The organism is Thermoproteus thermophilus (genome assembly GCF_055392855.1).
The window spans coordinates 1,572,062-1,593,072 of record NZ_AP042466.1 but is presented as its reverse complement, the minus strand read 5'-3'; the positions used below and the strand labels follow the sequence as shown (position 1 = coordinate 1,593,072).

The following is a 21,011-nucleotide window of genomic DNA, read 5'->3' as shown; positions in this document are numbered from 1 at the left end:
TATTTTGACATATATAAACTATATACTGATTCCACTTGCCGACTTGAGGCACTCATGGCATATGCGCAAAAGGCCCCTCCGCACGCTACAAGCCTCGCACACCAGCCGCCCGCATTTATAACAAGTCGACACGGCGTACCGAACGCCGCATAGCCTACACAAGGTCTCCTCGCAAACCTTGCAGTACCTCTCGCCCATGTCGTATTTGCAGACGCGTCGCCCGCACTTAGGGCATACGAACTCGGCGGGCTCCCAGCCGCATATCTCGCATAGAGGCATAGATCGGTAATTGCGAAAACGACGCGTGGAAAACCTATTTCTTCAAGGCCTTCAAGACCAGCCGAGGCACCTCCATCGGCGTGTCCGCGACCGGTATGCCGGCCTCCCTAAACGCCTTGACTTTGCTGTTGGCATCGCCGGAGCCCAACATCACTATGGCGCCTGCGTGGCCCATGCGTTTCTCAGGCGGCGCCGTCCTGCCTGCCACGTACCCCACGATCGGCTTCCCGATTGCGCCCTCGGCGTATAGCTTGGCCAACCTCTCCTCGGCATCGCCTCCGACCTCGCCTATGACCACTATGGCGTCTATTTCGGGGTCCTCGGCCATCTTCAACGCGGCCTCAACTAAGTCTGTGCCCACTATGGGATCGCCGCCGACGCCTATTGCGGTGTTTATCCCGAGCCCGGCGCGCGCGAGCTGGTACGATATCTCGTAGGTCAAAGTGCCCGATCTGCTCACGACGCCGATTCTGCCCGGCGTCTGGTAGACCGAGTTGGGCATAATGCCCAGTTTAGTCCTAATCGGAGGGGCGACGAGGCCGGGGCAGTTGGGCCCTATCACGGTCGTCCCGCGCGATCTGGCGTAGTTGACGAAGCGCAACGTCTCGTGCACCGGGATGTGCTCCGTTATGACCACCACGAGCTTTATCCCGGCGTCCACGGCCTCGTAGACGGCCTCGGAGGCGAACTTGGCCGGCACGAACACGACGCTGGCGTCCGCGCCCGTGGCCCTCACGGCCTCCTCGACAGTGTCGAAGACGGGAAGCCCGGCGACGGTCGCGCCGCCTTTGCCCGGCGTAACGCCTCCCACCACCTTGGTGCCGTATTCCAACATCCTCTGCGCGTGGAAGCTCCCCTCCCTTCCAGTTATGCCTTGTACTATGACCTTCGTGTTGGGGCCTACTAGAACCGTCATGAGCTGGCCAACTCCACTGCTTTTTGTGCCGCCTCTTCGGCATTTTCGTATAGCGGTATTCCCAATTTGGCCAACATCTGTCTGCCCAACTCCTCGTTGGTGCCCTTCATCCTCACTATGATCTTCTTATTGGTCCCCCCCGCCTCGGCCAAGGCCGCCTCTATGCCGGCGGCCACCTCGTCGGCCCGCGTGATTCCGCCGAATATGTTGATGAATATCACCTTGACGCGCGGGTGCCTCAAGAGCACTTTGAGCGCCTCCTTGACCACGTCGCGCGACGCCCCGCCGCCTATGTCGAGGAAGTTGGCGGGCCTACCGCCGAAGTGGTAGACGAGGTCCATCGTGCTCATGGTCAGCCCAGCGCCGTTTCCTATAATCCCGATATCGCCGTCCAGCTCCACGTAGTTGAAACCTATCCTCTGGGCGTAGCGCTCGAACTCCGTGACGTCTCTGGGATCCTCCTCGTAGGCCTTCTCGAGGTCGGGGTGTTTGAAGAGCGCGTTGTCGTCCACTATGATCCTGGCGTCGAGCAGCACGACCTCACCGGACTTAGTCACGGCGAGCGGGTTGGACTCGACGAGCTCTGCTTCCAGCTCCGTCATGGCCTTGTACATGGCCCTCACGATGGCCGCCGCTTGATCCCATTGAGGCGTCCCTTGCTTGAAGCCGAGCCAAGACGTTATGGACTTGACGTGGAAATCCCTGAGCCCCTCGAAGGGATCGACGTAGACTCTCTTTATCTTCTCGGGCTCCCTCCGCGCTATCTCTTCGATATCCACGCCGCCGATCGGCGAGGCCAAGAATAAATAACGCCTGGACGCCCTGTCTATTATCAACGAGAGGTACATCTCCCTCTCCACTTCCTGATACTCCGTGACGTAGATCTTCTTAACGACTAGGCCTTTTATGGTCATGCCGAACATCTGCCTCGCCAAGGCCTCGGCCTCTTCGGGCGTCTTCGCGACCTTTATGCCGCCGGCTTTCCCGCGCCCTGCCACTGTCACCTGGGCTTTGAGGACGACCGGCTTCCCTATCTCCTCCGCGATTTTCTTGACCTCCTCGGGGGTGTAGGCCAATTTGCCGAACGGTATCTTGACTCCGTATTTCGCCAATATCTCCTTCGCCTCGTATTCGTACAGCTTCATGTAGTTGGTCCAGAGACCTCGTTTTTAGCATTGACTACGCAGTGAGCCGTTTAGTGTTTAGACAAAGCCGTTACCCATTTAGCCACATCTAACCTCCTCGGGCGGATCCTATAGAGATACTCGGAATATGCAAGCTCGTTTCTTTAGCTTAGGGAAAAATTAATAACCAGGGTATACGACGCTCGTGGACTTGATAGGGCCAGCCACGGTCGTGAGCGTAGCCTATATCGATCCCGGTAACTTCGGCGCCAATATAGCCTCGGGATCGACGTACGGCCTCGATCTGCTCTGGGTCGTATGGTTGTCGGGATTTATCGCGATTATGTACCAGTACATATCGGGCGTTCTGGGGCTCGAGAGCGGCAGAGGGCTCTTGGACCATATATGGACTAGGCTGAGGCGCCTGCGCCCGCTCTACGTCACAGTTCTGTTCGCTATGGCCCTCTCGACGGATCTGGCGGAGTTCGTGGGCCTCATCGTGGCCTTCGAGCTCTTGTTGGGCCTGCCGGCGTACTTGGCCGCCGTCCTCGGCTCCATAGACGTTGTCTTGTTGCTCCTCTTAGGGGATAGAGGAAGGGCCTACTTCGCGGCAATAGGCGTGTTGGCGTCCGTCGTTGGCTTGAGCTTCCTCGTCGAGCTGATATTGATAAGGCCCGACTTGGCGCTGATAGCGTACCATTCGTTGGTCCCGACCTTGAAGAGCGGGGAGGCGCTCTACGCCGCGTCTATATTGGGCGCCACTGTGATGCCCCACGCGGTCTTATTGCACTCGCATATAGTCGAGGGCCTAGACAAGCGGAGGCACAGGATACAAACGCTCTACAACCTAGGCGTAGCCTCGGCCGTAAACGCGGCAATGCAAGTCATGGCGGCCTACGCCTTTTACGGGAAGTCGGTCGACATAACGACGGCGCCGAGGATCTTGGAGCCCCTTTACGGACCTCTGGCGGGCCTCGCCTTCTCAATCGCCTTGTTGTCCGCAGGCCTCGCGTCGTCGGCGGTCTCCGTCCAGGCCGGCGCGTTGATCTTGGAGCGCGTCCTAGGGAAGAGCGTGGCTAAATATAAGGCCAGGTTAATGCTCAGATCGATCAACATAGCGCCCACGGCCGCCGTCTTGGCGGCCGGCTTAAACCCGTTGGAGCTCTTGGTCTACACGCAAGTGGTCTTGAGCTTGGCGCTACCCGCCGTGTTGTTGCCCTTGGCGGCCTATGCCTCCCCCTATATATCCAAGCGCCTCGCAGTCGCGGCGTATGCAGCAACAGTCTTTGTTATACTTATAGATGCGTTGATCTTCCTCTGACGTGGACCTCGCGTCGATGAGGAGAGGCCACGAGATGAAGGATGTAAGGCCCGAGCACTATCTAGAGGCCATCTACGCGTTGTCCAGGGAGGGCAAGGCCACTCTGAGCGCCTTGGCGAACGCCTTAGGCGTCAAGCCCAGCTCGGCCCAGAAGATGTTGAGGAAGTTAGACGAACAAGGGTACATCGTGTATAGAGGACGCGGCGGGATAGAGATAACGGAGCGCGGGCTGGCCTTGCTGGAGGAGCTCAACAAGTCCCACAGAACCCTCGCGGAGTTCTTCAAGCTCATAGGCGTCGAGGAGGAGTTAGCCGAGGCTGAGGCCGAGAAGCTCGAGCACTTAATGGACCCCAGAGTGGTGGAGAGGGTGGCCAAGCTCGTCGAGGCCTTGAAGTCGTTGAGAGGGGCGTTGAGGTGACGGGGCGTTGGGCCGACTTGGCGGTATTCTTGGCCTCCCTAGCGGCCTTAGCCCTATGGCCGGCCTTATGGGGCTACCTCTTGGCCTTAGCCATATCGTCAATCTCCTTCAAGAAGCTCGTCTGGCTCCGCCTAGACGTCGTCTATATCGCCGCGGCTCTGGCGGTGTATTCCATTGCCTTCGTCGCGGACCTCGCGTCGGGGCCCAAGGGGCTTCCCGCGAATCCATTCGTCGCGGACGTATTGGCCCCAATAGTCGAGGAGGTGGTCTTCAGAGGCTTGGCCTTTAGGGCGTTGCCGCGTTGGGGGGCGTTCATCATATCCACGGCGGTCTTCGCGGCGTTGCACCCGCACCCTCTGTTGGCCCTCGCCTATGCCTTGGCGCTCACGTTGGCCTATCTAGGCGGCGGGTTGGCCGCCTCGATCTCGCTACACGCGTTCAACAACGCCGTGTGGACCGCCATATACCTAGGCCTTCTTTAGCTCAACGCAGACGAAGCCGTAGCGCTCGGCCTCGTCCAACGTCGGGTTCTCCACTGGGTACTCCGCCTCCTTCTCGCCTCTCAGAGTGGCGGATACGCGGCCCGGCTTCATGCCTGCCCTTACGCCAAACTCCACCACTTCCGACACGGTGTAGAACCTCGCCTTGGAGTAGAACGGATGGCCCGCCTCGCCCTCGCGCCTATACCGCACGCCCCATGGGGACTCCCTGGGGACTATGCACGCGACTACCCTCTCAGCCGCCCTTGACGCCTCTGCTATCATCATAGCAGGATCGTCGGCGAAACACAACGTGACCACTATCAACGCGCAGGGAAACGCCTTGTCTCTGAAGGGGAGCCGCTCGCCCACTGCGGCTACGAGGTCGAGGTCCTTAGGGGCGAGCCTCAACATGGCGATAGAAGGGTCCACGCCGGCTCTCAGCCCGAGCGGCACGGCGAATCGGCCAGTGCCGACGCCCACCTCGACGCCTCCTTCGCAGTCGAAAGCCGATGTTGCCTTCAACTCGCTTTCGTAAAGCGCCTTGTGTTTTTCGTACCAACTATCGTACCTGTCAGCTAACGCGTCGAAGACGTCCTTGGCGCTCACGACCAGCGTCAAATTTTTAGATAAAGTCTTTCTGCCGTGGATTACGTCAAGTGGCTTAAGCACTTGGAGGCGGCGCTCTACGGCCTTGCGCTGGCGGTGGCGATCGTGTTGGCCGGATATTCCTTCCTTCTAGTACTAGACGGCGTTATGTCGTTGACAAAGGCATCTAGCGAACACTATATATATTCAATATTAGGTAATCTATTTTTATTTATAATATTTATAGAATTAATTGATACATTTATAACATATATTCAAAATAAAGAAGTTATTGTCTATAAGATCATAGATGTTGCGTTGGTGGCGTTGGCGAGGGAGATCATAGTCTACATGTCGCCTGTCAATAGCCAATTCGATACTACCCACGCCGGCGTGTTGATCGCCTCGGCCCTCGTGTTAGGTATCGTAGACTACCTACAACACAAACGTTCTGCGTGAATCTTTATAAGGCGGTCCAATAAGGCGGCCGTGGAGCTCAAGCTAGAGCAGATCAAGGAGAACAAGCTCCTCGGCAGGAGGGAAGTCGTGGCCTTGATAGTCCACGAAGGGGCCCCCACGCCGACGCGGCAACAAGTTAAGGAGGCCGTGGCGTCACAGCTGGGGGTCAGCCCCGAGTTAGTCTTAGTCAAGAACATCGAGACGGAGTTCGGCAGAGGGGTCTCTAGGGCCGAGGTTCACGTCTACGACTCTGAAGCGCAAGCCAAAATTATCGAACCGCTCTACATTATCGCCCGCAATTTGCCCGACGGCAAGAAGCTCTTGGAGGAGGCGAGGAAGCGCAAGGCCGAAATACGCGAGAAGAAGCGCAGGAAGAAGAAGGGCGCGAAGAAATGAGCGAGGTCAAAAAGCTCCCGAGGGCCGCCACTTGGTACCAATACGACTACGAGAAGGGCACTATAAAGTTCTTGAGAAGGCTTTGCCCGCGTTGCGGCTCCGTCATGGCGTATCACAAGGAGCCTGTGCCTAGATGGCACTGCGGCAGATGCGGCATGACCATATTTGAGACCAAGAGGTAGTGCTCGTAATCGGCGTAGAGTCGACGGCGCACACTATAGGCATCGGCGTAGTCGAGGACGGGAGGGTTCTCGCCAACGTCAACGACACTTACGTCCCTCCCTCAGGCTCCGGGATACACCCGCGCGAGGCCGCCGAGCATCACGCCAAAGTCGCTGTTTCCTTGTTGAGGAGAGCCCTCGACCACTCCGGGAAGAGGCTAGACGACGTAGACGCCGTGGCCTACTCGGCGGGCCCAGGGCTGGGGCCCGCATTGAGGATAGGGGCAGTCTTGGCGCGCGCTTTATCGGTCAAGCTCGGCAAGCCGTTAGTGCCGGTGCACCACGGCGTAGCCCACGTGGAGATAGCAAGGGCTTTGACCGGCAGCTGCGATCCGCTCGTGCTTCTGATATCGGGCGGCCACACGATGATCGTGGGCTTCGCCGATGGCAAATATAGGGTCTTCGGAGAGACCCTCGACTTGGCCATCGGCAACGCCATAGATAAGTTCGCCAGGGAGGTGGGGCTGGGCTATCCGGGAGTTCCGGCAGTGGAGAAATGCGCTGAGGGCGCCAAGTCGGTGGTGCCCTTGCCCATGAACATAATAGGCCAAGACTTGGCCTTCTCAGGCTTAGTCACCAGGGCCGTGGACTTGTACAGAAGAGGGGAGGTCGAGCTCCCGACCTTGTGCAAATCGTTGGTGGAGACCGCGTATTACATGTTGGCCGAGGTGCTCGAGAGAGCGTTGGCGTATACGGGCAAACGCGAGCTCGTGGTGGCCGGAGGCGTTGCGAGGAGCGCGAGGCTTAGGCAAATACTCGAGGCCATAGCCGCCGACAGGGGGCTATCGCTCAAGATAGTCCCGCCCGAATACGCCGGCGACAACGGCGCAATGATAGCCCTCACCGGGTATTACGCGTTCAGAAAAGGCGTGAGGGTATCAGTGGAGGAGAGCTTCGTGAGGCAGAGATGGCGCCTCGACCAAGTCGATGTGCCTTGGTTCTACGACCTATGCCCTAATACTTCATCCGGCCGAACACCTTCCTGATGATTTCCTTGAACTCCTCGTCCTCGTCGATCTTGTAGAGGGATTTGTAGACAGCGTCTAGCCTCTCCCTCAACACCTTCATCTCGATAGACGCCACTAGGACCCTCGTGTTCAACACGGCGTCGGGGTTCACGGATATGCTGTCTATTCCGGCCCTCACCAAGAACTCCACCATCTGGGGGTACACGGAGGGCCCTTGTCCGCATATGGACACGGTGAGGCCGTGTTTGTGGGCCTTGTTTATCAACTCGTATATCGCCTTGAGGACGGGCGCCTCCCGCTCGTCGAAGTACTTGGGGTTTATCCTCACGAGGAAGTCGTTGTCGCGGTCGACGCCCAACGCCAATTGGGTCAAGTCGTTGGAGCCCACAGAGAACCCGTCGAAATACGGCGCGAACTCCTCGGCCATGAAGACCACCGAGGGGACCTCGGCCATGGCCCAGACCTTGAAGTCGCGGTCTCGGTAGAGGCCCTCCTCCTCCAACAACTTCGAGAACCTCTCGGCCTCCCACACGGTCCTCACGAAGGGGGCCATGACCCAGATGTTGGTGAGGCCCAGCTCCTCGCGCGCCTTCTTGATCGCCTTGAGCTCTAGCCTAAACGCCTTTTCGTACTGCGGCGATATGTACCTCGACACGCCACGCCAGCCCAACATGGGGTTCCGCTCGTCCGGCTCGAACTTCTCCCCGCCCCTCAAGCTCTTGTACTCGTTAGTCTTGAAGTCCGAGAACCTCACCACGACGGGCCTTGGGTATATGGCGGACGCCACCTTGGCTATGCCCTCGGCCATCTTGTCCACGAACTTCTGCTCTTGCCCTATGGAGAGGAGGTAGAGCGGGTGCTCCCCTATCCAGCTCGACACCAAGAACTCTATCCTCATCAGCCCTATGCCGTCGAAGGGCAGATCCTTGTATTCGTCTATCTTATCGGGCTCGCCTAAATTCATGTACACCTTAGTCCCCGTCGGGATGGCGCGGTATATGTGTATTATTATATCGGGGCTCGCCTTCGGGGCCTCGACGACCTTGGCCTCGGCCTTGCTCTCCACGGCGCCGAGCAGGACGACGCCCTTAGTGCCGTCGACTGTGTAGAGCTCCCCGTCCTTCAGCACTTGGGTGGCGTTGCCGGTCCCCACGACGGCGGGTATGCCCAACTCGCGGCTGACTATAGCGGCGTGGCTGGTCCTCCCGCCCTCGTCGGTTACTATGGCCGAGGCCAAGCGCATGTAGGGAACCCAATCTGGATCGGTCATCTTGGTCACTAGTATATCGCCCTTCTGTAGCTTCCTCTTGGCGTCCTCTAGAGTTAGGCATATCTTGGCCCTCCCGACCGCCACGCCGGGGCTGGCCGCGATCCCCTTCACGACCACTACGCCGCCCTTGGCCTCCTCGGCCTTTACCTTTTTCCTGCTCCACACGGTTTCCGGCCTGACTTGAACCACGAAGAGGTTCTCGGGGAATTTCATGTCGGCGTCCACCGAGAACTCTATGTCGAGCGGATGCCCGTAATAGCGCTCAAGCTCCAAGGCCATTTTGGCGTATTGGACGACCTCCTCGTCGGTGAGCGCAGGGGCCAAGGCCTTCTCCTCCGGGAGCTCCACCTCCTTGGTCAAACCGCCCTCGTCTCTAACAACGGCGACTTTTTTCCTCGATACCCTCCTGTCGATGATAGTCAGAGTGGACTTATCCACTACGAACTCGTCGGGGGTGACAATGCCTCTGGCGACCCCCTCGCCGAGCCCCCAGCCGGCCTCGATCACTATCTTGGACGTATCGCCGTTGGTGGGGTCCAAGGTGAACATCACGCCGGCCGATCTGGCGTTGACTAGCTTTTGCACCAACACGGCTATGGCCGCCCTCTCGTGCGGGATGCCCATCTGCTCCCTGTAGTATATGGCGCGCGCGGTGTAGAGGGAGGCCCAGACCTTCTTCACGTAGTCGATGACGTTCTCGACGCCTCTGACGTTGAGATAGGTGTCTTGTTGGCCCGCGAAGGAGGCCTCTTGGATGTCCTCCGCGGTTGCCGAGGAGCGCACCGCGACCGCGACGTCCTTGACGCCCACGAGCTCCGAGAGCCGCAAATAGGCCGATGCTATCTCGTCGGCTATCTCTTTGGGCATCGGCGTGGACTCTATCAAGCCCCTTATGGCGGCGGAGGCGTTTTCGTAATCCTCGGGGGATCCTCCCCTAACGGCCTTGAGCGTCTCCAAAATCTTGGGGCCCAGCCCGGTGGCCTCTATAAAATGCCGGAAGGCCTCGGCCGTGACGACGAACCCCGGCGGAACCCTCGCTATCTTCGCGACCTCTCCGAGGTTCGCCGCCTTTCCGCCCACTAAGTCGTGGTCCTTCCGCGAGACCTCGTGTAGCCAGACGATGAGCCCCATAGGCGGTATTAACAAGTGTTATTAATTTTAACGGTTCTACTCACGAAAATTCCTCATAGCGTCTTCTGGCGATAATAGGCCTTATCTATAATTGTTAAAGTACGACAAGTTTTTTAGGGAGCGCGCCTGAGGCCAGCCTTTTGTGTATCGCGCGTAATATCTCGGGCCTCAACGTCGGCTTGCGCTGAGTTAAGACCCCCCTCAGCGAACGGCCGCAGTAGATGCACCGCGAGATCTTATCGCCGTACATCAAGAAGTCCACTCCGCAGTGCGTGCATCTGCCTATCTCGGGCAGATACGACGCCTCCTCGAAGGCGACTAGGTCGGGCGGCCCCCTCAAGACTACGCCGGACGCCAGAGGGCCTAGCCTCAACGCCTTCTCGAAATCGGCGGCTAACAACACGTCAACGCGCCTCCTGTATATCTCCCCGGCGCGCCTCAAGGCCCTTCTGATCTCGCCCTCGTCGTCGGCCTCTATTACGACAAACGCCGAGTCGTCGGGCCTTTCAGGAACGCCGAATCTGTGCTTCACCTCCTCCAAGGCGCCGTCGGCCCCGCCGGCATATGCGGCCAACAACTCCTCCCGATCGCCGCCTCCGTAGAACACCCTTATGCCTTTTTCCTTCAACAAGAACACCGCGGTGGCGAGCGAGGTCAACTGCGCTAGCCTCTCCGGCGACGCGCAGTCGCCCACGGGCTCCCCCAACGCTATAGGCGTTCCGTCAACCGGCGAGCGGGAACAGAGCCAAGACCCCGCGAACACTGCGACGGGAGGCCCCTTGCCGTAGGCCACTATCACGTTGCGAGGTCGCTGAGGTGTTTTTAAGGTCTGCCACCCGCAGTACGTGTTGATAGCCAGAGAGCTGCCGGGCGCTCGCAACGGCCTCGCATACGCGTTGGCCGCCGTGGAGGACAGGGAGAGGGTCCTCGTGGTTAGGAGCCGCGAGGAGCTCCTAGCCGCCATAGACAAGTCGGAGAGGCCGTTGGTGCTCTACAGCTTGTCCACGCCGTCGTTTATAGAATATTGGCGGGAGGTGGCCGAGGCGGCGTCCAAGGCGGTCGTCATAGCGGGAGGGCCGCAAGCCGTCGGCGATCCCTTGATCCTGTTGAGGCTGGGCGTCAAGTACGCGGTCGTGGGCGACGGCGAGGTCGCCTTGCCGGCTATAGTGGAGAGGGAGCTGGGGCGGTCGGACGCGGCGCCGCCCAATACGCTCTACCTAGACGGCGGGATAAAGGCTGGGCCGAGGGTCTACGTCGACTTGGACGACTACAGGACCTACAGCAAAACGCTGGACGCGTATCCGCCAGTGGAGATAATGAGGGGCTGTCCCTATAGATGCTCTTTTTGCGCGACGTGGCGCTTCGGGCCCGTGAGGTACAGATCGGTCGAGTCCGTGGCCGAGATGGCGAGGGTCTACGTAAGCAAGGGCGTGAAGGCGATAAGGTTCATAGCGCCTGTCGGCTTCCTGTACGGCTCCCGCGACGGCAAGACCCCCAACGTAGAGGCGCTCGTGGAGCTGTTGGAGTCTGTCAAGAGAGCCGGCGGCAGGCCCTATCTGGGGACTTTCCCCAGCGAGACCAGGCCGGAGACCGTCACGGACGAGGTGTTGGACGCCATCAAGGGCCTCGTGGCCAATAAGAAGATCTCCTTCGGCCTACAGACGGGCTCTCATAGGCTCTTGAGGGCGACTAAGAGGGGTCACGACGTCGAGACGGCCCTCGAGGCCGCGGAGGTCGCGAGGAGGCACGGCTTCACGCCCGTGGTGGACGTGATAGCGGGGCTGCCCGGCGAGGGCGAAGAGGACGTCGAGGCCACCGTGGCGGCCATGGAGCGCTTGGTGAAGATCGGGGCGAAAATACGGCTACACTACTTCATCCCCCTCCCCGGAACTCCGATGTGGGGTATGAGGCCTGCCCCCCTACATAGGGCCTACGTCGAGTTCGCGAAGAGGCATAGGCCCTACGTGGAGGGCTATTGGGCCGAGCAAGTGGAGCTCTCGCGGAGGATATATGAGGGGTACGACGAGATACGCAGACACCTATCCGAGTTTAATAAGCCCCAAGTCTTGGGCGATCGATAAGTACCACATGGCCAAGTGTTTAGCCAAGGACTTCACGGACAACTCCTCGTCGTAAACGCCGGTCACCTCGGCGTATGCCAAAGCCGCTATGCGTTTATCGAGCTTGTTCTCTATATACTTCGCCAGCCTCTCCAAGGCCTCGGCGACCGACGAGCCCGCCATCGAGGCTATGAGGTCCATTACGGTCCTATCGGGCGCCAGGCCCTCGGCCAATTCGACGAGGCCTTTCTCCAATAGGAGATCCCTATATTTAAGTATAAGCGGATCCGTCAACTCCACATCTACTGTATTTCTGGATTATATTTTTTCCCGCACGCTAGCCCACGATAGCCCCCTCGGACATGAAGTAGGTGACGTCGCAAGGAGTCAAGGGGTCTTCATGGGAGACGTAGCCGATCACCATATTCGCCGACGCCTCCCGCATCGCATCGGCGAGTAGCCCCCGGCCTTCCTCGTCCAAGTAGGACTCGGGCTCGTCTAACAACAAGGCGCTTTTACTGCACGAGAACGCGAGCGCTAGCTGGACCCTCCGCCTCATGCCGGGCGATAACGACGCGGCGTTCTTGTCCAACAACCCTGCCACGCCGAAGTATTTGGCCCACCTCATGGCGGTTTCCTTGTCTCTACAAATAGATAAGAGGGATTTTACAGGCACCGAGAATAACTCAGTTGTCTGGGGCAGATAGACTATCTTGCCCCTGATCTTCTCCGCCTCGCGCCAAGCGGACGCGTCCACCCTTGTGCCGAAGAACACCACTGTGCCTTTGTCGGGTCTCTCCAGAAACGACAATATCCTCAGCAAAGTGCTCTTCCCGGCGCCGTTGGGGCCCCTTATGCAGTTAACGCCTCTGCGCAACGTTATATGTACGCCTTTAAGTACGTAAGTATTACCGAAGGATTTCCAGATATCTAGGCCTTGGATCACGCCTTGATTTTTCATTGAACTTAAGATCTTTCAATATTTTTAAATTAAGTTTATTCTAAATAAATATTTATAAAATTATCATTATATTTAATAATGAAAATAATCTAAATTATTATAATATTTTTTGTTTATCAAAATTCTCGATAAATTAATATAATAATCCCTTAAGTTTAACTTATTAAAATATAATTTGTTACTATAAAATAAGCTATAAGAATAGCGATGAATTTAGGCTACATGCGCAGGGCTTTGTACGCGATTGTCGCAGTCGTCGTGGCGGCGGTCGCCGTTGCGCTGATGGTCTACTCCACGTGGCGGGCGCCCGCTTCAATAGTTCTATGCATCGCTGGTGCCTACGCACAAGAGGGCCACATGCTAGCCGATATGTTCGGCAACTCTACGGGAGTTCAAGTCGTCGTCAAGCCCGGCGGCTCCTTCGCGTTGGCTCACCAAATAGCGCTGGGTACGCCGTGCGACGTGTTCATGCCGGTCGCCTTCAGACAAGCCGTCGTCGGCACCGGCAATTACAACCCGGGATGGGCCATAGCGATAGTTGCCGACAGCAACGTGTTGGTCTACTCCGACGCCTCCGTGAAGACGTTTCCCGGGATGGCCGATCTGATATCCCTATACGAGCGGGCCTACACGACTAACGACAGCAAGTTGTGGTATCAATTCTTCTACGATCTGACGTCGGGTAGATATCCCTTGGGCATCGCCGATCCGGCCACCGATCCAGAAGGCCTCTACGCCATGTTGATACTCAAGGCCGCGGGCAAGCTCTACGCAGGCGACGAGAGCTTCTTCGTAGCGAGGATGATCCAGAACCGCGCTAATATAACGAGGAGCAGCACTTTCTACTACGTCGTGCCGATGAAGGAGGGCCAGATAGCCTTTGTGTTCTCGTACAAGTCGTACGCGGTGGCCAACGGGCTGAAGTACCTCGAGCTACCGCCGTGGCTCAACTTCGGCGACGTCGGCTACTCGAGCTGGTACGCCCAATTCTCGTGGACTATACCTATCGAGGGCAAGCCCGTGCAGATAAGGGGATCTCCAGTATATTTGTACATTACAATACCCAAGAGCGCCGAGAACTCCCGTCTAGCGTTGCAGTTCCTCTTGTTTGTATTGAACAACAGAGAGGCATTGTCTAGGTACGGCTTAACGCCCTTGGAGAAGCCCATAGTCTTCGGCGACGTCAACTCCATGCCGGCCCAGCTCAAGGACTTATTAGATAGAGGAGATCTACAATACGGAGGGCCGTTAACTTGAAGAGTGGAATTAATCATGTTTAGGCCCATCGGCGTGGTCCGACACCAGTACCCGGACGACGAGGTCAAGAAAAGGCTTGTGGACGGCGTAATAGTCCTGGACGAGGAGTACGTACAAGGGTTGAAGGGCTTGGACGAGTTCAGCCACATAATCGTCGTGTCGTACCTACACAAGTACAGGGGCTCGCCGCTGGTCGTCAGGCCGAAACGCGTCAGAGGCGTGCCGGCGCCCGAAGTCGGCGTCTTCGCCACGGACAGCCCGGATAGGCCTAACCCCGTAGGCGTCTCGATAGTCAGGCTGTTGAGGATAGAGGGGAACAAGCTGTACGTGGCCGACCTCGACCTATTCGACGGCACTCCAGTCCTCGACATAAAGGGGTTCTCGCCGACGCGTTGCCCCAAGGACGCCAAGGCGCCGGCGTGGGCGTTGGCCGACCATGTATAGGCTCGTAACAGCCTATTCCGTAATAGCGTTGGCCTTGCTCCTCTCGCCCTTCGCCGCGCTTCTGTATTACGGGTATGGGCCCTTCCTCAACAAGTACGCCTTCGACGAGGCCTTATTGAGGTCCATGGGCTTGACCTTCTTCGCCTCGTCCATTGCAGTTCTCCTGGACGCGGTCCTCTTCACGCCGTTGGCCTACCTCATGGCCAGGAGGAGAAACGCGATCATGAACGCGCTGGCCGACGTGCCGGCATCTGTGCCGCATCCGCTGGTGGGCATAGCGCTCGCGCTCCTCTCTAGCCCCCAGACGTTTGTCGGAAAGGCCTTGAAGGAGCTGGGCCTCAGCCTATTCGATACATATGCCGGCCTAATAGCCGCGTTAGTGATAGTCTCGGCGCCTGTTTACATCAGGGCGGCCCAGAGCTATTTCGAGGCCTTGCCGAGAGAACCCGAGCTCATGGCCATGAGCATGGGGGCAAGCGATCTGCGCATCTTCTGGCTAGTCCTCCGGGGATCGGCTCGGGGGCTCCTCGCCTCCGGCTTGACCGCCGCGTCTAGAGCCATAAGCGAGTTCGGCTCAGTGGCCGTCATAGCTTATTACGTATCGGGACCTCCCTTCGGGCTCGCGAGCCCTGCCTCTGTCTATATATGGAATCTCTTCGAGACGTATTACCTATCGGCGATATCGGCGACGGCCACGCTCTTCTTGTTCTCGCTAGCTGTGTTGGCCTTGGCCCACTGGCTGAGGCTTTGAGCCGGCCCTCAGCTCGGCCCGCCCGCCGGGACCGCCTCCTCGTACTTCTTGTACTTCTCGACGAGTTCCTGCGACGTCTTATCCTCGGGCATCAACACCACGAACTCGACGTCCTCTTCGCCGTATCTATAACTGCGCCAATAACGGAATCTGTTATCGCCAGTTAAGTACAACATGGCGAGCCTCCGCTCGCCGAATGCGTGCCTCAGCTTGCACTCGCACCCCTCTATCCTTTCATCGGATATGACGTAGTAGCCGGTCCCGCAATCGCATAGCCAATAGACGTCCCTCTTGACGTGGACGAAGAGGAACGAATCGACCCTATTGCCCACTCTCCTGTAGATCGGCTCCACCACGCCCTCGAGGTAAAGTATAGGCGAAAGCGGCGTGTGGAGCGGGTATATCGCCATCTCGCCGGAGGCTAAACGCCAGACGTACCTCCTGCCCCTCTTGATGGGCTCCACTAATCCCTTGAAGTAGAGCTTGTTGAGGGCCCGCAACACTTTGTGTCTGGGATAGCCCGTCAACTCCACTAGCTCGCTCGTGGAGGCCTCGCCCCTCTCCTTTATTATCTGGAGCAGCCTCTCCTCCACCTCCACAACTCTTGTCGACTTAGAGATTTATATATTTACTCGACAAGAGGAAAAAATGGGGGATTAGACCAACTTGGAGAGCTTCTGCTCTGCGTAGTCCCAGTTGACTAGGTTCCACCAAGCGTTGACGTAATCGGCTCTCTTGTTCTTGTACTGGAGATAATAGGCGTGCTCGAACTCGTCTACTATAATCAAGATCGGCGCCTCCCCTATATGGTTCAAGAAGTGGTTCTCGAACGTCATTATCTGTAGATTGCCCGTCTCGACGTCGTAGTACAAGGCCGTCCAGCCGGTGCCTGGGAGCGAGTTAGCGGCCTCCGTGAAGACCGCCTTGAACCTGTCGAAGCTCCCGTATTGTTTGTTTATGAGATCGGCCAGCCTTCCGCCGGGCTTGCCCCCGCCCTTGCCCGCGGGCGCCATGCTCTTCCAGTAGAGGTCGTGTAGCTTATGGCCGTTGATGTTGAACGTGAGCCCCCTCAATATGCCTTGTATGTCGTAGTGGCCTTGTCCCAACTCGCCCTTGATTATCTTCTCCATCCTCTCCAACAAGGCGTTCGCCCCGTTGACGTATCCTCTATGATGCCCGTTGTAGTGCACGTCGACTATCTCCTTGCTTATGTAGGGCTCCAGCGCGTCCATGTTGTAGGGAAGCGGCGGCAGTTCGTACCTCTTGAACAAGCTCGCCGACATGTCCCCATACCCGCTTCTTATATTTAAGCATTGAGTTCTTGCTAGAACCCGATTCCGCGGGGCCGCTAAATTTTTAACCACGGCCCATTATGCCATATAGGGCCCGTAGCTCAGCAAGGTAGAGCGGCGGAGGCAAAGCCGCCGTTGCTCCAGACCCGTAGGGCGGGGGTTCAGGCGTAGCCGCCCAGAAATCCCTCCGGGCCCACCACTCTCTTCATCGCCGCTAGAAGCTCCTCCACGTCCCCTTCACGACCCATATGGGCTCCTCGACGTTGAGGCCGTCAGCCTCAGTCCTCAACTCCTCCACCAACTTCTCGTTCACCTCGACCCCAAGCCCCGGCCTATTGGGCACCTTGGCGTAGCCCCCCTCTATTGGGGTCCCATCGTATATCAAATCCCTTTTCCATTTGGGGAACCAGTCGTAGAAGGACTCCTGGATGTAGAAATTCGGTATTATCGCGTCCAGCTGGAGGGTCGCCGCGTTCAAGATAGGCCCTTGGGCGTTATGGAACGCCATGAGCACGTCGAAGGCCTCGGCCATGGCCGAGACCTTCTTCGCCTCGGTTATCCCGCCGATTCTGTACAGATCTACTTGGAGGAAGTCCACGAGCCCCTCTTTCATTAGCTCCAAGGCTTGGCTCTTCGTTATGATCCGCTCGCCCAGCGCTATCCTCAACGAGGTCGCTCTCCTGTACCTCCTCAAGCCCTCCACGTCCTCCGGGTGCACGGGCTCCTCCACGAAGCCAGGGCTGTATTTCTCGAGCATCTTGGCTATCTTGATGGCCGAGACTGCGTTGAATCTGCCGTGGTGTTCTACGAATATCTCGATCTCGTCCCCCACGGCCTCCCTCACGGCCTTGACCCTGGCCTCGGCTTGCCTAAGCCCCTTCTCGTCTATCGAGTCGAAGTAGTCCCCGAACGGGTCGAACTTCAACGCCTTATAGCCCCTCTTGACCACTTCTTTGGCCCTCTCGGCGAAGTCCTCCGGCCTCACGCAGTCTTGGTACCACCCGTTGGCGTAGACCAAGACGTCCCGCCGCGTCTCGCCTCCGAGTAGCTTATATATCGGCGCGCCTAGCTCCTTCCCTATTATGTCCCAAGACGCCATGTCCACGGCGCTTAAGGCGGCCATGGACTCTAGCGATATGGAGATGTTGAAGTCGTGTTTATACCACTCCAGCCTATTCCTCTCGACGTTGAACGCGTCTTTGCCCCTCAACACCGCCTCTATCCTCTTCACTAGGCTCGCCACGGCTTTAGACCTCAAACCGCCTATGGCCTCCCCCCAGCCCACCTCGCCCCTCGTCGTGACCACCTTGACTAACACAGTCGTGGAGGCCCATTGGGCGCTGGTGCTTTGGCCTCCCAGTATATACGCCTCTATTTCCGAGATAGTAGCCATCGGCATATGCCGCTCCGCTTTTTTATAACTCATCTGTGTGCGAAGCGTTTATTTATGGGAGCGGGTGGATACGTGTCGGACCTACTCGACAAGGAGTACGAAGTGGAGGTGGAGGGCAAGAGGTACCTCTTAAAGCCTGAGAAGATCTGGGTCCTCCAGCCCCCGGGCAAGCCCGGGGTGTTGGTGGCGCTCTTCAAGACGCCGGACGGGAAAAGGGTGCGCAAGATCATAGGCAAGGTGCCCCCGTAGCGCCGCCTTTATGCAGCCCTTCTCGCTCGTCGACGCCCTCGTAGGCGCCGCCCAGCTCTACGCCATAATCGACCCGCTAGGCGCCGTGCCCCTCCTCGCGGTGTTGCCGGATTACGAAAGGCTACATGGGCGATTTCTGAAACTCGTGGCGGTCACCGTGCCGTCCTTGTTGCTCCTCTTCGCCTTGGCCGGGCCCTATATTTTCTACATCTTCAATATAAACATCAACGGCTTCAGAGCAGCCGGCGGCATCCTCCTCTTGGTGATAGCTATCGACATATTGAGGGAGGGCGCTCCGAGGACCATGGGGATAAACCCTGAGGATTACGTCATAGTGCCGATAATCACGCCGATGTTGGTGGGGCCGGGCGCCATAACCTCGGTCATGGTGATGGCCACGTACTACAACCCGTTCTCGCTCGTCTTAGCGATAGCCGTGGCCTCCGTTTTGACGTACGCCACGATCAGGTATTCGATCTTATTGATCAAGCTAGTCGGTAGCAATACGCTGAAGATATTCTCGCGGTTCTTCAGCCTCATAGTAGCTGCGTGGGCCGTCCAGCTGATCGCTGACGGCTTCTTGGGCTTGATGAAGTCTTAAAAAACGCGGCCAGATATCACGTGTACTACGAAAAGGAGCTCGTCAAGAAGGAGATCTTCAACTTCTCGCGTAATCGTTGGGCCGCTGTGTACGGCAAGGCGTTTACGCGCTACGACAAGTCGGGCAAGCCGTTGGTCATAGAATCGCCCGACGATGTGCCGAGGTTGGCCAAGGCCTTGGGCGTCAGGACGTTCTACGCCACCGCGGCCCTTTACGGACCCATCAAGAGCCAAGAGGACGTGTCGGACTCGAGGATAAAGGCCTATACCCCTTTCTTCGACATAGACACCAAGATAGATAAATGGGAATTCGCCGTCAAGGCGGCCGAGGTGATAGTATCGGAGTTGGACAAACTAGGCGTCTCTAAATCCGTATATGTGCTCTGGTCCGGCGAGGGGATACACGTGAGGATAAACGAGAGGGCCCTCCCCGGCGTTAGGCCGGTCGAGGAGGCCCATGCCGTTGTCAGATACGTGCTCAAGAAGGCGGCCCAGCCCCTTAAGGAGCTCTCGGAGCGCTCCGGCTGGGCGCTCAAGGTCGAGGACTTGATAGACCCCAAGAGGGTCTTCACGGCGCCGCTCTCGTTGCACAAGGAGCTGGACTACGCGGCGGTCTGCGTGCCGCTCGACAAGCTCTCGGCCTTCTCCCCCGATTGGGCGAGGCCCGACAATCCCCGACACGAGGAGGGCTGCTACGCGCGGGCGGAGCCCGGCGAGGCGGCGCGGCTCGTGGAGGCCGCGTTGGCCGAGTACGAGCCGGTCCACGCGCCCATAACGGCGGAGCGAGGCGGTGCGTCCAAAATAGGCAGGTTCCAAGTCATGGCGCTCCTACAAGCCGCTCGGTATTATGTACTATACGGAGATCTGGAGAAGGCCAAGTCCTTCGGCCTCAACAGGGCCATATTCTACGCGTGGGCTAAACACTACGGACCTGCGTCGAGAGGCGGCGCGAGGGGGTCCACGAAGGCCCGTGGCGTCGGGCGCGAGAGGAACTTCGTAACGGTGGCGGGGGAGGAGGTGCAAGTGGACGATGAGACGGGCTTGTTCATGATAGGCGGTAAGCCCCAGAGGCCTCAAGATTACGATAGGGAGGTCGCGTGGAAGATAGACCTCGTGGTGCCCTACCAGAAGGCCTGGGAGGCGGCCGTCCAATACGTCTCCTCCTTTCCCAGAGAGGTTCTGGAGAGCCAATCCCGCTTCTACAAAAGGGTCTACGAGCCGGTCAGGGACACGTTCTTGGAATCCGTCGTCTTCAAGAAAGGCAGAGGGGGGTTGTTCGGCTAGGCCCACCAATACTTCTCCCTGAGCCTTCTCGCCGCCTCGACCATCGCCTTGAGCTTGGCCCTGGCCACGTCCCTGGGAAATGCCCTGAACTGGCCCGGCGCGAACCCGCAGTCGGGGTTAAGCCATATCCTGGTCGGATCGACGTATTTGACTATCCTCTCCACGTGGTTCACCACCTCCTCCGGCGTCTCGACCCTTTTGTGGTCCCTCACGTCGATAGAGCCCAAGCCTATCTCCTTATCGCTCGGGAGGACCTTGGCGAACTCGACGGGATCGCCCATCCTGGGCGCTTTGTACTCCACGACGTATTGTTTGACCTTTACGTCGAATATGGCCGGGGCCAACTTCTCGTAGCCGACGATGGGGGAGTCCTCCGTGGGCCATCTGTCCAAGTGCATACCTATGCGGACGGACGTCCCGTAGCCCTGCACGGCCTCGTTGACTAAGTCCACGGCCAGCCTTATCTCGTCCTTCAGCCCTCTGTATTTCTGCCCGTATATCTCGGCCGCGACCTTCTTGTAGCGGTCTGGCTCGTTCTCGGAGGCCTCGAGCAGATCGCCCAACATGGGCTCGTCCAGTTGTATGAAGGCGACCCCGACGTCTATGAGCCTGGCTATCTCCCTCCTCAAGACCTTGGCGTAGGCCTCGGCAGCGTCCTCGGGCCTCGGGTAATAAGGCGCCGATATCTTGGCGTGCCAGCTCTCCCACATGATCAAATACGGCGACGGGAGGGTCACCTTCACGGGCCGCGAGGCCACCGATTTGGCGAACTGGGCCTCGTCAGCGGCTATGACGCTGTCTTCTATATACCCTGAGATCACGGGCCTCCAGATCGTCAACGGGGCCTTGTACTTCTTCATTATCTCGCGAGCGTCCGGGTGGAGCTCCTCGCTCTTCACCACCTTGAACCCCTTCAGCTTCTGGCCCACGAACGCCACGAAGCTGGTCCTCCTCTGCTCGCCGTCGGTCACCACGTCTATTCCGGCCTCTTCTTGGTCCTTTATCGCCAACCTCACCGCGTCGTCCATGTACATCTTGAGCGTCTCGTCGTCCACCAAGCCCGCCTCTCTCCTCTCGAAGGCCTCCAAAAGCCATTTGGGCCTAGGCCACGACCCGACTACGCTAGTTATGAAAGCCCTCGGCAACATTG

At 58.2% G+C, this 21,011-nt stretch carries 26 protein-coding genes and 1 tRNA gene; 15 read left to right on the top strand and 12 right to left on the bottom strand.

The window, feature by feature from the left end:
- Positions 1-18: 18 nt before the first annotated feature.
- The 3 genes from ACZ5PA_RS09205 to sucC are packed head-to-tail and all read right to left on the bottom strand — an operon-like array spanning position 19 to position 2,340.
- Positions 19-279 (bottom strand): hypothetical protein, encoded by a 261-nt coding sequence (locus ACZ5PA_RS09205; RefSeq protein ID WP_464930043.1) that lies wholly within the window; start codon positions 277-279, stop codon positions 19-21.
- Between the two features lie 34 nt (positions 280-313).
- On the bottom strand, positions 314-1,195 hold the full coding sequence (gene sucD, locus ACZ5PA_RS09200) for a succinate--CoA ligase subunit alpha (protein ID WP_464930042.1): 882 nt from the start codon (positions 1,193-1,195) through the stop codon (positions 314-316).
- Positions 1,192-2,340 (bottom strand): ADP-forming succinate--CoA ligase subunit beta, encoded by a 1,149-nt coding sequence (gene sucC, locus ACZ5PA_RS09195; protein ID WP_464930041.1) that lies wholly within the window; start codon positions 2,338-2,340, stop codon positions 1,192-1,194. Before sucC ends, sucD begins: the two co-directional genes overlap by 4 nt.
- A 184-nt stretch (positions 2,341-2,524) precedes the next feature.
- Here sucC and ACZ5PA_RS09190 point away from each other — a divergent pair, with 184 nt between their 5' ends.
- From ACZ5PA_RS09190 to ACZ5PA_RS09180, 3 genes are read left to right on the top strand one after another with little or no spacing between them, the layout of a single operon-like run.
- A complete protein-coding gene (locus tag ACZ5PA_RS09190; RefSeq protein WP_464930040.1) occupies positions 2,525-3,640 on the top strand; it encodes an Nramp family divalent metal transporter in 1,116 nt (371 codons plus the stop codon).
- A 1-nt stretch (position 3,641) separates the two neighbouring features.
- On the top strand, positions 3,642-4,058 hold the full coding sequence (locus ACZ5PA_RS09185; RefSeq protein WP_464930039.1) for a metal-dependent transcriptional regulator: 417 nt from the start codon (positions 3,642-3,644) through the stop codon (positions 4,056-4,058).
- Positions 4,055-4,540 carry a CPBP family glutamic-type intramembrane protease gene (locus ACZ5PA_RS09180; RefSeq protein WP_464930038.1) on the top strand — a complete coding sequence of 162 codons (486 nt, stop codon included), beginning with the start codon at positions 4,055-4,057 and terminating at the stop codon, positions 4,538-4,540. Before ACZ5PA_RS09185 ends, ACZ5PA_RS09180 begins: the two co-directional genes overlap by 4 nt.
- Here the strand turns inward: ACZ5PA_RS09180 and ACZ5PA_RS09175 are convergent.
- The gene (locus ACZ5PA_RS09175) at positions 4,526-5,146 is read right to left on the bottom strand and encodes a class I SAM-dependent methyltransferase (protein WP_464930037.1); all 621 of its coding nucleotides are present in this window, start codon (positions 5,144-5,146) and stop codon (positions 4,526-4,528) included. The genes ACZ5PA_RS09180 and ACZ5PA_RS09175 overlap by 15 nt on opposite strands.
- 36 nt (positions 5,147-5,182) lie before the next feature.
- On the opposite strand from ACZ5PA_RS09175, the gene ACZ5PA_RS09170 reads away from it, so the two are divergent.
- The 4 genes from ACZ5PA_RS09170 to kae1 are packed head-to-tail and all read left to right on the top strand — an operon-like array spanning position 5,183 to position 7,187.
- The gene (locus ACZ5PA_RS09170; RefSeq protein ID WP_464930036.1) at positions 5,183-5,584 is read left to right on the top strand and encodes a phosphate-starvation-inducible PsiE family protein; all 402 of its coding nucleotides are present in this window, start codon (positions 5,183-5,185) and stop codon (positions 5,582-5,584) included.
- 30 nt (positions 5,585-5,614) lie between these two features.
- A complete protein-coding gene (locus ACZ5PA_RS09165) occupies positions 5,615-5,980 on the top strand; it encodes a 30S ribosomal protein S24e (RefSeq protein ID WP_464930035.1) in 366 nt (121 codons plus the stop codon).
- Positions 5,977-6,162 (top strand): 30S ribosomal protein S27ae, encoded by a 186-nt coding sequence (locus tag ACZ5PA_RS09160; protein WP_464930034.1) that lies wholly within the window; start codon positions 5,977-5,979, stop codon positions 6,160-6,162. The genes ACZ5PA_RS09165 and ACZ5PA_RS09160 overlap by 4 nt, the downstream gene beginning before the upstream one ends.
- Positions 6,162-7,187, top strand: coding sequence for a KEOPS complex N(6)-L-threonylcarbamoyladenine synthase Kae1 (gene kae1 / locus ACZ5PA_RS09155; protein WP_464930033.1), 1,026 nt, complete (start codon positions 6,162-6,164; stop codon positions 7,185-7,187). Before ACZ5PA_RS09160 ends, kae1 begins: the two co-directional genes overlap by 1 nt.
- Here the strand turns inward: kae1 and ppsA are convergent.
- Positions 7,156-9,570 (bottom strand): phosphoenolpyruvate synthase, encoded by a 2,415-nt coding sequence (gene ppsA, locus ACZ5PA_RS09150; RefSeq protein WP_464930032.1) that lies wholly within the window; start codon positions 9,568-9,570, stop codon positions 7,156-7,158. The genes kae1 and ppsA overlap by 32 nt on opposite strands.
- Before the next feature lie 94 nt (positions 9,571-9,664).
- Positions 9,665-10,369: a hypothetical protein gene (locus ACZ5PA_RS09145; protein WP_464930031.1), complete on the bottom strand. Its 705-nt coding sequence runs from the start codon at positions 10,367-10,369 to the stop codon at positions 9,665-9,667.
- 46 nt (positions 10,370-10,415) lie between these two features.
- On the opposite strand from ACZ5PA_RS09145, the gene ACZ5PA_RS09140 reads away from it, so the two are divergent.
- Positions 10,416-11,651 carry a TIGR04013 family B12-binding domain/radical SAM domain-containing protein gene (locus tag ACZ5PA_RS09140; RefSeq protein ID WP_464930030.1) on the top strand — a complete coding sequence of 412 codons (1,236 nt, stop codon included), beginning with the start codon at positions 10,416-10,418 and terminating at the stop codon, positions 11,649-11,651.
- Here the strand turns inward: ACZ5PA_RS09140 and ACZ5PA_RS09135 are convergent.
- Together ACZ5PA_RS09135 and ACZ5PA_RS09130 are read right to left on the bottom strand one after the other, a co-directional pair.
- Positions 11,610-11,930, bottom strand: a complete 321-nt coding sequence (locus tag ACZ5PA_RS09135; RefSeq protein WP_464930029.1) for a hypothetical protein — start codon at positions 11,928-11,930, stop codon at positions 11,610-11,612. The two genes, ACZ5PA_RS09140 and ACZ5PA_RS09135, sit on opposite strands and share 42 nt — an antisense overlap.
- Positions 11,931-11,967: 37 nt before the next feature.
- Positions 11,968-12,591 carry an ABC transporter ATP-binding protein gene (locus ACZ5PA_RS09130; RefSeq protein WP_464930028.1) on the bottom strand — a complete coding sequence of 208 codons (624 nt, stop codon included), beginning with the start codon at positions 12,589-12,591 and terminating at the stop codon, positions 11,968-11,970.
- Between the two features lie 222 nt (positions 12,592-12,813).
- Between ACZ5PA_RS09130 and ACZ5PA_RS09125 the strand changes: the two genes are divergently transcribed.
- Genes ACZ5PA_RS09125 through ACZ5PA_RS09115 form a run of 3 tightly spaced genes read left to right on the top strand, consistent with a single transcriptional unit; the run spans position 12,814 to position 15,043 of the window.
- On the top strand, positions 12,814-13,848 hold the full coding sequence (locus ACZ5PA_RS09125) for an extracellular solute-binding protein (protein WP_464930027.1): 1,035 nt from the start codon (positions 12,814-12,816) through the stop codon (positions 13,846-13,848).
- Between the two features lie 15 nt (positions 13,849-13,863).
- On the top strand, positions 13,864-14,292 hold the full coding sequence (gene tsaA / locus ACZ5PA_RS09120) for a tRNA (N6-threonylcarbamoyladenosine(37)-N6)-methyltransferase TrmO (protein ID WP_464930026.1): 429 nt from the start codon (positions 13,864-13,866) through the stop codon (positions 14,290-14,292).
- Positions 14,285-15,043 carry an ABC transporter permease subunit gene (locus ACZ5PA_RS09115; protein WP_464930025.1) on the top strand — a complete coding sequence of 253 codons (759 nt, stop codon included), beginning with the start codon at positions 14,285-14,287 and terminating at the stop codon, positions 15,041-15,043. The genes tsaA and ACZ5PA_RS09115 overlap by 8 nt, the downstream gene beginning before the upstream one ends.
- An 8-nt stretch (positions 15,044-15,051) precedes the next feature.
- Here the strand turns inward: ACZ5PA_RS09115 and ACZ5PA_RS09110 are convergent, their stop codons facing one another.
- Positions 15,052-15,642 (bottom strand): helix-turn-helix transcriptional regulator, encoded by a 591-nt coding sequence (locus ACZ5PA_RS09110; RefSeq protein ID WP_464930024.1) that lies wholly within the window; start codon positions 15,640-15,642, stop codon positions 15,052-15,054.
- Between the two features lie 57 nt (positions 15,643-15,699).
- Positions 15,700-16,326 carry a superoxide dismutase gene (locus ACZ5PA_RS09105; protein ID WP_464930023.1) on the bottom strand — a complete coding sequence of 209 codons (627 nt, stop codon included), beginning with the start codon at positions 16,324-16,326 and terminating at the stop codon, positions 15,700-15,702.
- A 99-nt stretch (positions 16,327-16,425) separates the two neighbouring features.
- Between ACZ5PA_RS09105 and ACZ5PA_RS09100 the strand changes: the two genes are divergently transcribed.
- A tRNA-Trp gene (locus tag ACZ5PA_RS09100) sits at positions 16,426-16,534 on the top strand.
- A 15-nt stretch (positions 16,535-16,549) separates the two neighbouring features.
- Here the strand turns inward: ACZ5PA_RS09100 and ACZ5PA_RS09095 are convergent.
- Positions 16,550-17,728 (bottom strand): enolase C-terminal domain-like protein, encoded by a 1,179-nt coding sequence (locus ACZ5PA_RS09095; protein ID WP_464930022.1) that lies wholly within the window; start codon positions 17,726-17,728, stop codon positions 16,550-16,552.
- 54 nt (positions 17,729-17,782) lie between these two features.
- On the opposite strand from ACZ5PA_RS09095, the gene ACZ5PA_RS09090 reads away from it, so the two are divergent.
- From ACZ5PA_RS09090 to ACZ5PA_RS09080, 3 genes are read left to right on the top strand one after another with little or no spacing between them, the layout of a single operon-like run.
- On the top strand, positions 17,783-17,977 hold the full coding sequence (locus ACZ5PA_RS09090; protein WP_464930021.1) for a chromatin protein Cren7: 195 nt from the start codon (positions 17,783-17,785) through the stop codon (positions 17,975-17,977).
- 10 nt (positions 17,978-17,987) lie between these two features.
- A complete protein-coding gene (locus tag ACZ5PA_RS09085; protein ID WP_464930020.1) occupies positions 17,988-18,578 on the top strand; it encodes a MarC family protein in 591 nt (196 codons plus the stop codon).
- A gap of 20 nt (positions 18,579-18,598) precedes the next feature.
- The gene (locus ACZ5PA_RS09080) at positions 18,599-19,861 is read left to right on the top strand and encodes a hypothetical protein (RefSeq protein ID WP_464930019.1); all 1,263 of its coding nucleotides are present in this window, start codon (positions 18,599-18,601) and stop codon (positions 19,859-19,861) included.
- On the opposite strand, the gene ACZ5PA_RS09075 is transcribed toward ACZ5PA_RS09080, so the two are convergent.
- On the bottom strand, positions 19,858-21,009 hold the full coding sequence (locus ACZ5PA_RS09075; protein WP_464930018.1) for a cobalamin-independent methionine synthase II family protein: 1,152 nt from the start codon (positions 21,007-21,009) through the stop codon (positions 19,858-19,860). The two genes, ACZ5PA_RS09080 and ACZ5PA_RS09075, sit on opposite strands and share 4 nt — an antisense overlap.
- Positions 21,010-21,011 lie beyond the last annotated feature (2 nt).

Bases quoted from the DNA above. Each gene is read 5' to 3' on its own strand.
- ppsA (WP_464930032.1), bottom strand. From the start codon at position 9,570: ATGGGGCTCATCGTCTGGCTACACGAGGTCTCGCGGAAGGACCACGAC.
- ACZ5PA_RS09115 (WP_464930025.1), top strand. From the start codon at position 14,285: ATGTATAGGCTCGTAACAGCCTATTCCGTAATAGCGTTGGCCTTGCTC.
- ACZ5PA_RS09125 (WP_464930027.1), top strand. From the start codon at position 12,814: ATGCGCAGGGCTTTGTACGCGATTGTCGCAGTCGTCGTGGCGGCGGTC.
- tsaA (WP_464930026.1), top strand. From the start codon at position 13,864: ATGTTTAGGCCCATCGGCGTGGTCCGACACCAGTACCCGGACGACGAG.
- sucC (WP_464930041.1), bottom strand. From the start codon at position 2,340: ATGAAGCTGTACGAATACGAGGCGAAGGAGATATTGGCGAAATACGGA.
- ACZ5PA_RS09105 (WP_464930023.1), bottom strand. From the start codon at position 16,326: ATGTCGGCGAGCTTGTTCAAGAGGTACGAACTGCCGCCGCTTCCCTAC.
- ACZ5PA_RS09130 (WP_464930028.1), bottom strand. From the start codon at position 12,591: ATGAAAAATCAAGGCGTGATCCAAGGCCTAGATATCTGGAAATCCTTC.
- ACZ5PA_RS09160 (WP_464930034.1), top strand. From the start codon at position 5,977: ATGAGCGAGGTCAAAAAGCTCCCGAGGGCCGCCACTTGGTACCAATAC.
- ACZ5PA_RS09085 (WP_464930020.1), top strand. From the start codon at position 17,988: ATGCAGCCCTTCTCGCTCGTCGACGCCCTCGTAGGCGCCGCCCAGCTC.
- ACZ5PA_RS09075 (WP_464930018.1), bottom strand. From the start codon at position 21,009: ATGTTGCCGAGGGCTTTCATAACTAGCGTAGTCGGGTCGTGGCCTAGG.
- ACZ5PA_RS09095 (WP_464930022.1), bottom strand. From the start codon at position 17,728: ATGGCTACTATCTCGGAAATAGAGGCGTATATACTGGGAGGCCAAAGC.
- ACZ5PA_RS09205 (WP_464930043.1), bottom strand. From the start codon at position 279: ATGCCTCTATGCGAGATATGCGGCTGGGAGCCCGCCGAGTTCGTATGC.
- ACZ5PA_RS09090 (WP_464930021.1), top strand. From the start codon at position 17,783: ATGGGAGCGGGTGGATACGTGTCGGACCTACTCGACAAGGAGTACGAA.
- sucD (WP_464930042.1), bottom strand. From the start codon at position 1,195: ATGACGGTTCTAGTAGGCCCCAACACGAAGGTCATAGTACAAGGCATA.